The organism is Pacificimonas flava, from assembly GCF_000342165.1.
Lineage (GTDB): Bacteria > Pseudomonadota > Alphaproteobacteria > Sphingomonadales > Sphingomonadaceae > Pacificimonas > Pacificimonas flava.
On record NZ_AMRV01000008.1, the window covers coordinates 1 to 12,779 of the forward strand.

General features: G+C 66.5%; 12 protein-coding genes. 4 read left to right on the forward strand and 8 right to left on the reverse strand.

Annotated features, from left to right (window positions below; genetic code table 11):
* Positions 1-390: 390 nt before the first annotated feature.
* From C725_RS11015 to dksA, 3 genes are all read right to left on the reverse strand, one after another.
* Positions 391-1,857, reverse strand: coding sequence for a UdgX family uracil-DNA binding protein (locus C725_RS11015; protein ID WP_008602930.1), 1,467 nt, complete (start codon positions 1,855-1,857; stop codon positions 391-393).
* A 10-nt stretch (positions 1,858-1,867) separates the two neighbouring features.
* Positions 1,868-3,109 carry a putative DNA modification/repair radical SAM protein gene (locus C725_RS11020; protein WP_008602933.1) on the reverse strand — a complete coding sequence of 414 codons (1,242 nt, stop codon included), beginning with the start codon at positions 3,107-3,109 and terminating at the stop codon, positions 1,868-1,870.
* A 94-nt stretch (positions 3,110-3,203) separates the two neighbouring features.
* Positions 3,204-3,569 carry an RNA polymerase-binding protein DksA gene (dksA, locus tag C725_RS11025; RefSeq protein WP_243442743.1) on the reverse strand — a complete coding sequence of 122 codons (366 nt, stop codon included), beginning with the start codon at positions 3,567-3,569 and terminating at the stop codon, positions 3,204-3,206.
* 302 nt (positions 3,570-3,871) lie between these two features.
* On the opposite strand from dksA, the gene C725_RS11030 reads away from it, so the two are divergent.
* Genes C725_RS11030 through C725_RS11040 form a run of 3 tightly spaced genes read left to right on the forward strand, consistent with a single transcriptional unit; the run spans position 3,872 to position 7,178 of the window.
* Complete coding sequence (locus C725_RS11030) at positions 3,872-4,069, forward strand: zinc-finger domain-containing protein (RefSeq protein WP_038283056.1); 198 nt, start codon at positions 3,872-3,874, stop codon at positions 4,067-4,069.
* Positions 4,070-4,098: 29 nt separating this feature from the next.
* A complete protein-coding gene (locus tag C725_RS11035; RefSeq protein WP_008602939.1) occupies positions 4,099-4,905 on the forward strand; it encodes a Rossmann-fold NAD(P)-binding domain-containing protein in 807 nt (268 codons plus the stop codon).
* A complete protein-coding gene (locus tag C725_RS11040; protein ID WP_008602940.1) occupies positions 4,902-7,178 on the forward strand; it encodes a xanthine dehydrogenase family protein molybdopterin-binding subunit in 2,277 nt (758 codons plus the stop codon). Before C725_RS11035 ends, C725_RS11040 begins: the two co-directional genes overlap by 4 nt.
* Positions 7,179-7,199: 21 nt before the next feature.
* Here C725_RS11040 and C725_RS11045 read toward each other — a convergent pair whose 3' ends face one another.
* The 3 genes from C725_RS11045 to C725_RS11055 all read right to left on the reverse strand — a co-directional run bounded on the left by C725_RS11045 (position 7,200) and on the right by C725_RS11055 (position 10,236).
* On the reverse strand, positions 7,200-8,237 hold the full coding sequence (locus C725_RS11045; RefSeq protein WP_008602941.1) for a PAS domain-containing protein: 1,038 nt from the start codon (positions 8,235-8,237) through the stop codon (positions 7,200-7,202).
* Between the two features lie 89 nt (positions 8,238-8,326).
* Positions 8,327-9,205 (reverse strand): DMT family transporter, encoded by an 879-nt coding sequence (locus tag C725_RS11050; RefSeq protein WP_008602943.1) that lies wholly within the window; start codon positions 9,203-9,205, stop codon positions 8,327-8,329.
* Positions 9,206-9,219: 14 nt separating this feature from the next.
* Entirely contained in the window at positions 9,220-10,236 is a 1,017-nt protein-coding gene (locus tag C725_RS11055; protein ID WP_008602946.1) for a threonine aldolase family protein, read from the reverse strand.
* Between the two features lie 190 nt (positions 10,237-10,426).
* On the opposite strand from C725_RS11055, the gene C725_RS11060 reads away from it, so the two are divergent.
* Positions 10,427-11,860, forward strand: coding sequence for an amidohydrolase (locus tag C725_RS11060; protein WP_008602949.1), 1,434 nt, complete (start codon positions 10,427-10,429; stop codon positions 11,858-11,860).
* Here the strand turns inward: C725_RS11060 and C725_RS11065 are convergent.
* Together C725_RS11065 and C725_RS11070 are read right to left on the reverse strand one after the other, a co-directional pair.
* Positions 11,848-12,360: an AAA family ATPase gene (locus C725_RS11065; protein WP_008602950.1), complete on the reverse strand. Its 513-nt coding sequence runs from the start codon at positions 12,358-12,360 to the stop codon at positions 11,848-11,850. The two genes, C725_RS11060 and C725_RS11065, sit on opposite strands and share 13 nt — an antisense overlap.
* Positions 12,361-12,368: 8 nt before the next feature.
* Positions 12,369-12,779: an EVE domain-containing protein gene (locus C725_RS11070; RefSeq protein ID WP_008602952.1), complete on the reverse strand. Its 411-nt coding sequence runs from the start codon at positions 12,777-12,779 to the stop codon at positions 12,369-12,371.

Below are 12,779 nucleotides of genomic sequence, written 5' to 3' on the forward strand. Positions count from 1 at the left end.
TTTGCGCATATCTCCACCGTCTTCGTCACCCCTGCGGAGGCAGGGGTCCATGGCGGCGGCTGCGCGGAGCTGTAAGGCCGCGCAGGCTGGTGGATTCCTGCCTTCGCAGGAATGACGAAAGGGGGCAGGTGGTTTTCAGACTGCTGAGCGGTCGGGGTGACCTGCCTCTGAACTCGACCCTTTTCTGAGCGGCGGTGTGGCGCTTCGGTGGAGGTTCTTTGCGCAGACCTCCACCGTCATCGTCACCCTTGCGGAAGCAGGGGTGCATGCGGCGCAGCGAGTTGGAGCCGGATGGGCCGCGCAGGCCGGTGGATTCCTGCCTTCGCAGGAATGACGAGAGGGGAATAGAGCCTGCCCTTGCGAGAACGACGGCGGCGGGGGGTGTGAGCTTTATGCCGCGAGGGCGGTGAGGCGGTTCTGGACGGTGCGCAGGTCCTCTATGAAGCGGGCCAGTTCCTCGTCGGCTTTTCCCTTGTCGGGGATGCGCAGGAGGTAGCTGGGGTGAACGGTCACCCACCCCTCCCCGCCGCCGGGCAGTTCGATGGCGGCGCCGCGGGTTTTGGAAATGGTCACCACCTTGCCGATCATGGAACGCGCGGCGGTCGCGCCGAGGGCGACGGTGACCTTCGGCGCGATCAGGTCACGCTCCTGGTCCGCCCACCAGCGGCACGCTTCGATTTCCTGCGCGCCCGGCTTCGAGTGGATGCGGCGCTTGCCGCGCTGCTCGAACTTGAAATGCTTGACGGCGTTGGTGACGTAGGTTTGCGACCGGTCGATGCCCGCCTTGTCGAGGGCATCGTCCAGCACCTGACCCGCCGGTCCGACGAAGGGACGGCCGGCCTGATCCTCCTGGTCGCCGGGCTGTTCCCCGATCAGCATCAGCGGCGCATCCACCGGCCCCTCGCCGAATACCATTTGCGTCGCGGGCTTGTAGAGCGGGCAGCGGGTGCAGCGCTTCGCCTCCTCGAGCAGCGCCTCCCACGCCGCCAGGCGGTTGCCGCCGGGGGACAGGCGCCGCTCCTCTTCCTCGGCGCGCTTCAGACCGCGGACCTCGACCGGTTTCAGGCTCTTGCCCTTCGACTTCTCGACCATTTCCAACTCCCTTGCGCGCGCGCCAGCGATCAGGCCGGGGACGAGCGCGGTCTCCGGCATGTTCTTCCAGTATTTTTTCGGCATTTCCGCCGTCATCGCCTTCACCTTCACGCGCGCGGGGTTGAAGATGCTGGCAAAATAGGTCTTCCAGGTTTCCTCCACGGGGTCGCCGTCCGGCGCATCGGCGCGGGTCGCGCCCGGCGTGAAGGACAGCGCGCGGCCATCCCAGTGTGCGCACAGTTCCGGCGTCAGGATCGACCAGTGCATGGCGGCGAAGCGGCGCTGAAAGAACGGCGCGTTGGTGCGGACGATATGATGATCCGGCTCGAACCACGCGACGTAACGCTTGCCGTCCGGCACCCCCTCCTCCGGCATTTCGCGAAAGCGGACGAAGGCGCGCATCTTGTGCAGGTCGCGGCCGACCGCCTTGCGCAGCTCCTCCAGCCGGCGCAGCAGGGGGTCCGCCTTGTCCTCCAGCGCGCGGCGGTTTTGCTGCAGCTTCAGGAGCATCGAATATAGACGCGCGAAGCGTTCCGTGTCGGAATGGCAGATGACGGACTGGGCCAGACCGATGAACGGCTTCGGGACGGTCAGCGCGGCGCCGGGCTGCGCGTCGGGAATGGCCTCGTCGCCGAAGAGGTCCTGCGGCGCATCGCCGACCTGCCAGCTGATACCCTCCGCCCGGACACCGGCGAGCGCGAGCGCACGCGCCGCCTCTCGCCAGCCGGCGAAATCTTCGTGATGGGCGAGCGTGACGCAATACATTGCGACAGCTTCAAGCCGCGAACAGCTCCAGCTGTTCCCGCCTGGGCTTGACGAGCGTGCGCAAATCGGCGCGGTCGGTGAGCGCAACAGGGCGCCAGTCGGCAGCGACGATGAACGGCTGCAGCTTTTTCAGGGAAACGGTGAGGCGGCGAATATCGTCGAGCCGAAGCTGGCGAAAGCGCCGGGCCCCCAAAATCGACTTCACCGCCTTCGTGCCGAGACCGGGAACGCGCAGAAGCATTTCCCGCGGCGCCCGGTTCACATCGACCGGAAACCGGTCCCGAAACTTGAGCGCCCAGGCAAGTTTCGGATCGATATCGAGCGGCAGCATGCCATCGTCGGACGCCGCGACAACCTCGCTGGGCGTGTAACCGTAGAAGCGCATCAGCCAATCGGACTGATAAAGGCGATGTTCGCGCATCAGCGGCGGGCGCGACAGCGGCAGCACGGCGCTGGCGTCCGGAATGGGGCTGAAGGCGGAATAGTAGACGCGGCGCAGCTTGAAACGGTCGTAAAGGCCGCTGGCGCGCATGATGATCGCACCGTCATCGGCGCCGTCCGCGCCGACGATCATTTGCGTCGATTGTCCGGCGGGGGCGAATTTGGGCGCGCTTTTGAACTTGCGGCGCGCGTCCTTCAGATCGTCGATGGCGGATTTCATGTCCGTCATCGCGCCCTCGATGCGCTTTTCATCCTTTTCGGGTGCGAGTTCCTTCAGTCCGCGCTCGGTCGGGAGCTCCACATTGATCGACACGCGGTCGGCATAAAGGCCGGCCTGCCGCACCAGTTCCTCATCCGCATCGGGAATGGTTTTCAGGTGGATGTAGCCGCGAAAGTCGTGAACCTCGCGAAGCGTGCGCGCAACCTCGACCAGTTGCTCCATCGTGTAGTTGGACGAGCGGATGATGCCGGAGGACAGGAACAACCCCTCGATATAATTGCGCCGGTAGAAGTTCAGCGTCAGCTGCACGACCTCCTCCGGCGTGAAGCGCGCGCGGCGGACGTTCGAACTCTTGCGGTTGATGCAATAGTGGCAGTCGAAAATGCAGCTGTTGGTCAGCAGGATCTTGAGCAGTGAGATACAGCGGCCGTCGGGCGCATAGGCATGGCAGATGCCCATACCCTCCGTCGAACCGATCCCCTTGCCGCCGGAACTGTCGCGCTTCTGCGTGCCGGAGGAGGCGCAGGAGGCGTCGTATTTCGCCGCATCCGCGAGGATCGCCAGCTTCTGCCTTGTATCGAGACGGGCCATCCGTTCTCATTACGTTCCGCCCGCCGGCAAGTCGATAGATGTGGATCAAAGCTGCGGCAAGGGGCCGCAATCGCCCCTTGCCGCCGGAGCGTCATCAATTGTCGCGCGAGACCTTTTCGTTCTTCTCGTGCGCTTCCTGCGCCTCAACCGTCATGGTCGCGATCGGGCGGGCATCGAGACGGCCGAGCGAGATCGGATCGCCCGTCACCTCGCAATAGCCATATTCGCCCGCCTCCAGACGCCGCAGCGCCGCGTTGATCTTGCCGATCAGCTTCCGCTGGCGATCGCGGGTGCGCAAGTGCACCGACCAGTCCGTTTCGCTGGAGGCGCGGTCGGCCATGTCCGCCTCATGCAGCGAGCCGGCCTTGAGCTCCGTCAGCGTCTCCTGCGCCTCTCGCTGGATGTCGTCGCGCCAGTCGAGCAGCTTCTTGCGGAAATAGGCCTGCTGAAGCGCGTTCATGAAGGGTTCGTCGGCGCTTGGCCTGTAGCCGTCCGGCAAGGAAATGGCCTGGCGCGATTCGACCGGTTCGCTGCCGTGGTCCGGTTCCGATGGTGAGACTGGCAAACTTTCCACTCGTCTTCCCTCCCTTATCGGCCCTCCCCCAAAGGCCATGGCTGCGCCTCATACACATGCGACCGTTACGCCTCAATGACTGACATTGCGGTAAAGCCATGCAAAATGCCGATTTGCGCCGAAGCGTGATCCGGTCCGCGAAGCAAAGCCGCTTGGCGCTGTGCCGCGCCGCTGCTATCAGCGCGGGCATGATCATCGACCCGAACACCCCGGAAACCGTTTACGCCGAGAGCACCCGTGTCGCCTGCGAAGGCGAAGGCGGCGCGCTGGGGCATCCGCGTGTCTGGCTGCAGATGGGCAATGATGGCTTTGTCGATTGCGGCTATTGCGACCGCAGGTTCATCCTGACGGGCGGCCCCGCCGACACGCGCGAAGCCGCGGCCTGAACCGGCCCGGCCCGCGCGCGCCGCCGGCCATGCCGCACCTCCTGATCCTTGGCGAGGGCTATACCGGCGGCCGTCTGCGCGCGGCGCTGGATACGCGGGTCTGGCAGGTTACCGGAACGGCACGCGAGGCGCGCGAAGGCGTGCTTTCCTTCGATGACGAGGATTCCGTCGCCGCCGCCATTAAGGGCGCCACGCACATCCTGTCATCCATACCCCCCGCCGGGGATCGCGATCCGGTGCTGGATCGGTACGGCACGCGAATCGCCGCGGCGCGGGCGTGGCGCGGTTATCTGTCCTCGACCGGCGTCTATGGCGACTGGCGGGGTGCGTGGGTGGACGAGAGCGCACCCATTGGCGGCGGACGGCGGACGGGTCGCAGCGATGCGGACGAACGCTGGCAGGGGATGCCCGGCTGCCATATCTTTCGCCTGCCCGGAATATACGGCCCCGGCCGCTCCCCATTCGCCCGGCTGCGGGCGGGCACGGCAAAACGCATCGGATCGCCGGGTCAGGTGTTCAGCCGCGTTCATGTGGACGATATCGTCGGCGCCGTGATGAGGGCCATGACCGCGCCCGCACCCGGCATCTACAATATCGCGGACGACGAACCAGCGCCGGCGCATGAGGTAACGGCGTTTGCCGCCCAGCTGATGGGCGTGTCGCCCCCGCCCCTTCAGCCTCTCGATCAGGCGGAGCTTTCCCCGGCGGCGCGAGGCTTCTATTCCGAAAACAGGCGCGTTGCGAACGGGCGTATGAAGCGGGTGCTGGGCGCATCGCTGCGCTATCCGGATTACCGCGGCGGCCTGCGGGCCGTCTGGCGAGAGGAGCAGGGATGATGATGAAATTCGGCGTGGGCCAGAGCCCGAAGCGGCTGGAGGACGAACGGCTGCTGACGGGCCGCGGCCGCTATACCGACGATTACACGCCGGCCGGCTGCGCCTATGGCGTCACGGTTCGTTCGCCCTATGCCCATGCCCGCATCACCTCCATCGATGCCGAGGCAGCGCGGGAGATGCCGGGCGTCCTCGCCGTCTACACCCATGCGGACATCGCCGAGTATGGCCCCGTCCCCTGCCTCGTCCCGCTGTCGGGCGATCTGAAGACGCCGCGCCCACTGCTGGCGGACGGCCGGGTGCGCTTCGTTGGCGACGGCGCCGCCTTCGTGGTGGCCGAAACGCGCGAACAGGCGCGGCGCGCTGCCGAAGCGGTGATGATCGATTATGAGGAGCTGCCGGCGGTTTCCTCTCTGAACGCGGCCATCGCGGAGAATGCGCCGAAGATCTGGGACGAAGCGGACGGGAATATCGTCTTCGACTGGCAGGTCGGCGATGCGGACGCGGCCGAGGACGCGTTCGCGCGGGCCGCGCATGTCACCGAACTTCACATCGTCCAGAACCGTGTCGCGCCCAATTCCATGGAGGTGCGCAGCGCGGTCGGCGAATATGACGAAGCGGCGGGCTTCACCTTCACCACCGGCAGCCAGGGCGTCGCCGGCATGCGAACGAACCTGGCGACGCACATAATGAAGATCGATCCGGAGCGGCTGCGCGTGCGGACGGGCGATGTCGGCGGCGGCTTCGGCATGAAGGTGTTCCTGTACCCGGAATATGGTCTGGTCCTCCACGCCGCGCGCGACCTCGGCCGGCCAGTGAAGTGGACGGGTGAGCGTTCCGATGCCTTTCTGAGCGATGCGCATGGCCGCGCCATGCAGTCGGACGCGGCGCTGGCGCTGGATGCGGACGGCATGATCCTGGCCCTGCGCGTTCGCACATGGTCCGACCTCGGCGCCTATCAGGCGCAGTTCGGACCGGCGATCCAGACCTTTGCCGGCGGCCGCATCATGGGCGGCGTCTACCGCATTCCGGCGATCCACAACCGGGTCCACGGCACGGTCACGAACACGACGCCGACCGACGCCTATCGCGGCGCCGGCCGGCCGGAAGCGACCTATCTGATCGAGCGGCTGATCGAGACCGCCGCGCGGGAGACAGGACGCGATGTCGGCGACCTGCGCCGCCGCAACCTGCTGCGCCCCGACGAACTGCCGCACGAGAACGGACTGGGGCTGACCTTCGATGTGGGGGATTATCCGGGGCTGCTGGACGCGGCGCTCGCCAATGCGGATTGGTCGAGCTTCGCGGCAAGAAAGGCGGACGCCGAAGCGCGCGGCAAGCTGTATGGTCGCGGCGCCGCCTTCTACGTCGAAATCGCCGGCGGCGGCTCGACAGAGGAAATCGCGGACATCCGTATCGAGGGCGGCAAGGTCCGTGCGGCGATCGGCACCCAGTCGAACGGACAGGGACACGAAACCGCCTATGCGCAGGTGATCGCGGAACGCCTGGGCGTGAACCTGGACGATGTCATCATCGAACAGGGCGATACGGCGCGGCTGGAGGTCGGGCACGGCACGGGCGGCTCCCGCTCCATGGTGTGGGGCGGCGGCGCGGGGCTGGTCGCCGCGGATGCCGTGCTGGAAAAGGCGCGGCCGCTGGCATCGGAAGCGCTGGGCGGCGAGGCGACGTTCGACGCGGAATCCGGCGTGTTCCGGGCGGACGGCTCCAACGAGACACGCTCCCTCTTGGAGATTGCCGCCGCCTTTCCGGGCGCGCTCGACACGCGCGGCGTCTACAAGCCCGAAAACCCCGTGCCGGCCTATCCCAATGGCTGCCATGTGGCGGAGGTCGAACTGGATCCGGAGACGGGTCTGGTACGCATCGCCAAATACACGATCACCGACGATTTCGGCACGATCGTAAACCCGATGCTGGTCGAGGGCCAGGTGCAGGGCGGCGTCGCGCAGGGGCTGGGCCAGGCGCTGCTGGAAAACATCGTTTATGACGAAAGCGGGCAGCTTCTGACCGGCAGTTTCATGGATTACGGCCTGCCGCGCGCCGACGACGTGCCGCTGGACATGCGCTTTCAGTCGCGACCCGTACCGACGCCCAACAACCTGCTGGGCGCGAAGGGCTGCGGAGAGGCCGGCACCATCGGCGCCATGCCCTCCATCATGAATGCACTGTCGGACGCGCTGGGCGGACGGCATCTGGACATGCCGGCAACGCCGGAGAAGCTGTGGCGAATGGCGCGAGAGGCGCAGGTGGCGGCGTAACCACGGCGCCAGCGCCCTTCCTTAGCGTGCGGGCAGGTCGAGGGTGACGCTGGTGCCGATGCCGCCGCGGTCGACTGACAGGAGGGCGCCGAGATCGTTGACGAGGCCCTGCACGATGCGGCCGCCGAGATTGCCGTCGCGCGGCCATTCGACATCCTGCGGGATGCCCGCGCCATCGTCGGACACGCGCAGGCGAACGACGCCGTTCGTCAACTGTTTCAGCTGCACGGTGACGAGACCGTTTCGCTGATCCTCGAACGCATGCTGTAGCGCGTTCGTCAGCAGTTCCGAAACGATCAGACCGAACTGGCCGGCGCGCTGCGATTCCACGTCGATCTCGTCGGCGTCGATGTTGACGCGAATGGATTCACGGCCGTCCAGATGGCTGACGGCGCTCGCCACGCGGCTGATATAGGCGCCGAGCGGCACCATGTCGGAATTGTGCCGCGCCACGCCGGCATCGGACAATTCCTGATAGAGAAGCTGCAGGGTCTCCACGCGCCGCGCGAGCGTCTTGTAGTCGCTGCCCGCCTGCTCGCTTCGCGACTGCATGCGGATCATGCTGACGACCATGGCAAGGTGGTTCTTTACCCGGTGCTGCAACTCCTCAAGCACCGTCTCGTCGCCGTTCGCGTTCTGCTGCTTCGGCGCGTCGCGAAGCTCGTGCTGGATGCCCATGAAATAGGCGAGCTCGCCATCGTCGTCGAAGAGCGGCGCCAGCAGCAGCCGGTTCCAGAATTCCGTGCCGTCGGCCCGGTAGTTGAGGAGGTCGACATTGACCTCCCGCTCTTTCTCGATGCCCTCACGGATGGCGGCGACGGCGTCAGGATGGGTGTTCGCCCCCTGCAGGAAGCGGCAATTGCGCCCGACGCAGGATTCCTTGGCGTAGCCGGTGATCCGGCAGAAGGCTGGCGATACATAGACGAGCGGATTGTCGTCGATCCGCGGATTGCTGATGGTGAGGGCGAAGGGCAGAACGGAAATCGCCGCCTTGCGGAAGTGACCATCCAGAATCTCCGACGTCAGGCTCGGGTCGTCCGTCTTGTTCCCGTCGTGCACAACCGCCCCTTACCCGTTGAATGACCTGCCGAATGCTGCCCCGAGAAAACTCTTAAACCGCGAAAAGGTGCCGCGTCCACTTGCCTTGTTCAACTCCGGGCGGAAATCGCCACGACAAGCCCCCCCAGCGTCAAAATGCCGCCGAGAACAGCCGCACTCGTCCACACATACCCCTCAAGCAGGGTGGAGATCGCCATGGCGACGAATGGAACCACAACGCCCGAATAGGCTGCCTTTGCCGGGCCGATCTGCCTGATCACATTAAAATACAGCAAAAAGGCGATCGCGGAGGCGAAGATTGCGAGATAGGCCACGCCGCCCAGATAGAGGGGGGTCGATTCGATGACCGGCGGGCCGCGCAGCGCCCAGGCGATGGCGACGTCGATGCCGGCGCCGTACAGCATGGCCCAAGCCAGCATCCCGATCATCGAATAGGACCGGACGAACGGCGCCGCCTGCATGACGTTCGCCGCACTGGCGCAAAGCACGGCGAGGATCGTCGCACCAAGGCCGAACACGAGACCGGGCGATCCCTCCAGCGCAAGCAGTTCCTGCCGAAAGAGCAGCGCGACGCCGCAAATCCCGAGGACCGCGCCAAGGACAAACCGCGCCGTCACACGGTGTCCGAAGATCAGCCGCGCAAGAATAGCGTTGGGGACGATGAGGAGGGCGAAGGCAACGGCGATGAGACCGGAGGTGACGTAGCGGCTGGCCTGGTAGACGAAGCTGAAATTGCCGGCGAACTGAAACAGGCCGACGCCGAGGAAGAACAGATGCGCGCGCCAGTCGTAGCGCAGCCGCCGCTTCATCAGGATGGCCGCGCCGAACATGATCGCACCCGCTGTCAGGAAGCGGTAGGCGACCGACCATTCGACCGGAACGACACCGATCTGCGTCTTGATGACGTACCAGGTCGTGCCCCAGACGATGGCGACGATGCCGAGCGGGAGGAGATGCCGCGGCTCCATGATCTGCGGCCGGCCTAGCCGAGAGCTTCGAGCGCGGCGGCGAGCGCCTTCACATGGGCGGGATCGCTGTCCCACGCCATGACGAGGCGCGCTTCGCCGGAGCCGGCATCGCCCCAGTCGTAGAAATCGAAGCCCTGCTCGCGCAGCCGCGCCGCGCCCTCCACGCCGACGCGCACGAACACCTCGTTCGCCTCTACCGGGTGCATCAACCGGTCCCCGGCGGCGCGCGCGAGAGCCTGCGCGCTGTCGTTCGCCGCGCGGGCGTTGCGCTGCCACGCGCCGCTTTCGATCATGGCGATCAGCTGCGCGGCAGCGAAGCGGCCCTTCGACGGAGTCTGGCCGGCCCGCTTGCGGCGGTGCGGAATGCTGCGGGCCAGATCCTTGTCGAAGAAGACGAGCGCCTCCGCCGACATGCCGCCATTCTTGATGCAGCCGAAGGACAGAACGTCGACGCCCGCGCGCCAGGTGACGTCGCCCGGATGGCAGTCCATATGGACGAGCGCGTTGGCAAGCCGCGCGCCGTCCATGTGGACGCGCCAGCCGCGTGCGCGCGCATCCTCGCTGAGCGCGGCCACCTGGGCCGGCGCATAGACGCGGCCATATTCGGTGGCCTGCGTGATCGACAGCGCGCCGGCCTGCACCTGGTGCACGTCGCCGCGAAGGGCCGCGACGGCCTGCGCCACACTGTCCGGGGAAAGGACCGCGCCCTCCCCCCGCGCCAGGATCAGCTTCGCGCCGGCGGTGAAGAATTCCGGCGCGCCCGCCTCGTCCACCTGAATATGCGCCTCTTCATGGCAGATCACGGCACCCCAGGGGGGCACCATGGACGCGAGCGCAAGCGCGTTCGCGGCCGTGCCGGTCGAAACCGGAAACACCGTGCATTCGGTGCCGAAAAATTCACCGAAGACACCGTCGAGGCGGGCCGAGATGGAATCGCCGTCATAGGATCCGTCGGTGACATCGTTGGCGGCGACGACCGCGTCCAGCACTTCGGGGCAGGCGCGGGCGGCATTGTCGGAAAAGAATTTCATGCGACGCGCGCTACGGCCTTCGCCAAGGCCGGGTCAATGGCGGGCGGCCCACAAAATTGCCCGGCGGATTTCCGCTTGCCCTGTCTGCGCGGGCACGCTTTGCATGAGGCAATGCAAGGCGGGGGGCTTGCAGAGAGGGGGGACTCCTTCTGCCGATTCGCCGCCCGTCCGAATCCAAAAGGGAGGTCCAATGTCCAAGCCGATCCGTTTCCTGTCCGCCAGCCTTGCCGCGATGACGCTCGCCCTGCCGGCGCTGGCGGCTGAGGAGAGCGTCGCCCTTAATCGTATCGAGGCCGACCGCGCCGCGAACATCGAAACGGCGAACGCGATCTGGAAACTGGCGGAGGTCGGCTATCAGGAAACGCAGTCGTCGAAACTGCTGCAGGACCGGCTGAGCACCGAGGGGTTCGAGGTGCAGGCGGGCGTCGCCGGGGCGCCCACCGCCTTTACCGCGACCTACTCGACGGGCGATGGCCCCACCATCGGCATCATGGGCGAGTTCGACGCCCTGCCCGGCTTCAGCCAGGCCGCGCAGCCGGAAAAACAGGCGGTGCCGGGCACTGATGCGGGTCATGCCTGCGGCCATCACCTGTTCGGCACAGCCTCCGCCTCCGCCGCCATCGCGGTGAAGGACTGGCTGGTGTCCACCGGCACGCCCGGGACCGTTCGCTTCTATGGCACGCCGGCCGAGGAAGGCGGCGCCGGCAAGGTCTATATGGTGCGCGAGGGGCTGTTCGACGATGTCGACGTGGCGCTGCACTGGCATGCCGGCAGCGAGAACAGCGCCGACATCGCCACATCCAATTCCAACAAGTCGGGCAAATTCCGCTTTCACGGCAAGTCGGCCCATGCCGCCGCCGCGCCGGAGCAGGGCCGCTCCGCCCTCGACGGGGTGGAGGCCATGGACATGATGGCGAACATGCTGCGCGAACACATGCCGCAGGAAAGCCGCATGCACTACGTCATCACCGCCGGCGGCCGCGCGCCCAATGTCGTGCCGGACTATGCCGAGGTGTTCTACTATGTGCGAAACCCGGACGCGGAGGTCGTGCGGGACACGTTCGACCGGCTGGTGAAGGTCGCGGAGGGCGCGGCCATGGGCACGGGCACGACCATGGATTACGAGGTGATCCACGGCGCCATGCCGCTGCTTCCCAACGAGACGCTGCAGACATTGGTACACCAGAAGATGACCGAGGTGGGCGGCATCGACTACGATGCCGAAGAAACCGCCTTTGCCGAGACGATCAGCCCGACGCTGGCCGAGCCCGCGCCGATTTCCGAAGCTGGCGAGATCGACCCCCTGTCAGAGGATCACGGCGCCGGATCGACCGATGTGGGCGACGTGAGCTGGGCCGTCCCGACCGCAGGCTTCCGCACCGCGACCTGGGTGCCGGGAACGCCCGCGCATAGCTGGCAGGCGGTCGCGGCGGGCGGCATGTCCATCGGCTGGAAGGGCATGCAGAACGCCGCGAAGATCCTCGCGCTGACGGCGATAGACCTTTACGAACAGCCCGCCCTGATCGAGCGGGCACGCAGCGAGTGGAAGGGCCGCAAGCCGGACGGGTTCGAATACCGCGCCCTCCTCGGCGACCGCGACCCGCCGCTCGATTACCGCAACTGAGGCAAGGCGAGCGTGCGGAGGATGACGTCGGCGCGCGCGGCGACCGAAACTTTCGGCAGGATGACGGTGCGGTATCCGGCCGCCGGATAGGCGCGGCACAGATCGTCATATTCGGCGGTGGCGGCGGCGAAATCGTGGCGCCGCTCCGCATCCTGCCGGTAGATATCCGGCCAGGGCGGCGTCAGGAAAATCGTGTCGTGATAGAGCGTATCCTCGTCGCCATGCGCGAACGGGCACTGGCCGGCAACGCGGCGGCAGAAGGCGATCTGGTCGATCAACGAGCGGTCGAAGAACACCGGCCGGTCGGCGCCGGCATGCGCCATCAGCCGGTCCCGTTCGCCTCGCGCCACCGCGGACGCAAAGGCGAGCGGCGCCTCGGCCGGGTCCGGCCCGCCCGACGCAATGACGGCGCGCCCGATCTCCTCAGAAACCGCAAAGCCGCGCCGCGCCAATTCAGCGATCAAGGTCGATTTCCCGCCACCGGAGCAGCCGGAGATCACGACAGGCTTCAACCTTCGTTCGTCTCCGCCATCGTCATCAGGGCGTCCCAATGCTCGTCCGTCACGGGCATGACGCTGAGGCGTGACTGGCGCACGAGGGCGAGGTCGTCGAAGCGGCCGTCCGCCTTGATTTCCTTCAAGGTCACGGGGCGGGGCAGCGGACGCTCCGTCTTCAGGTCGACGAGGCCGGACTTCGGATCGCCCGGATCGTCGTAGAATTCCTTTGCGACGGAGCAGATGCCAACGATCTCCAGCCCCTTGTTGCTATGATAGAAGAAGACGGAATCGCCCGCCTTCATCTCCCGCATATTGTTGAGGGCCTGGGCGCTGCGGACGCCGTCCCAGCTCTCCGTGCCCTTCTTCACCTGATCGTCCCAGCTCCAGACGTTCGGTTCGGACTTTACCAGCCACTTTGCCAT

What these genes read in the sequence shown, in the direction of transcription:
- C725_RS11015 (WP_008602930.1), bottom strand. Translation starts at nt 1,857, where the DNA reads ATGTATTGCGTCACGCTCGCCCATCACGAAGATTTCGCCGGCTGGCGA.
- C725_RS11020 (WP_008602933.1), bottom strand. Translation starts at nt 3,109, where the DNA reads ATGGCCCGTCTCGATACAAGGCAGAAGCTGGCGATCCTCGCGGATGCG.
- dksA (WP_243442743.1), bottom strand. Translation starts at nt 3,569, where the DNA reads ATGAACGCGCTTCAGCAGGCCTATTTCCGCAAGAAGCTGCTCGACTGG.
- C725_RS11030 (WP_038283056.1), top strand. Translation starts at nt 3,872, where the DNA reads ATGATCATCGACCCGAACACCCCGGAAACCGTTTACGCCGAGAGCACC.
- C725_RS11035 (WP_008602939.1), top strand. Translation starts at nt 4,099, where the DNA reads ATGCCGCACCTCCTGATCCTTGGCGAGGGCTATACCGGCGGCCGTCTG.
- C725_RS11040 (WP_008602940.1), top strand. Translation starts at nt 4,902, where the DNA reads ATGATGATGAAATTCGGCGTGGGCCAGAGCCCGAAGCGGCTGGAGGAC.
- C725_RS11050 (WP_008602943.1), bottom strand. Translation starts at nt 9,205, where the DNA reads ATGGAGCCGCGGCATCTCCTCCCGCTCGGCATCGTCGCCATCGTCTGG.
- C725_RS11055 (WP_008602946.1), bottom strand. Translation starts at nt 10,236, where the DNA reads ATGAAATTCTTTTCCGACAATGCCGCCCGCGCCTGCCCCGAAGTGCTG.
- C725_RS11060 (WP_008602949.1), top strand. Translation starts at nt 10,427, where the DNA reads ATGTCCAAGCCGATCCGTTTCCTGTCCGCCAGCCTTGCCGCGATGACG.
- C725_RS11070 (WP_008602952.1), bottom strand. Translation starts at nt 12,779, where the DNA reads ATGGCAAAGTGGCTGGTAAAGTCCGAACCGAACGTCTGGAGCTGGGAC.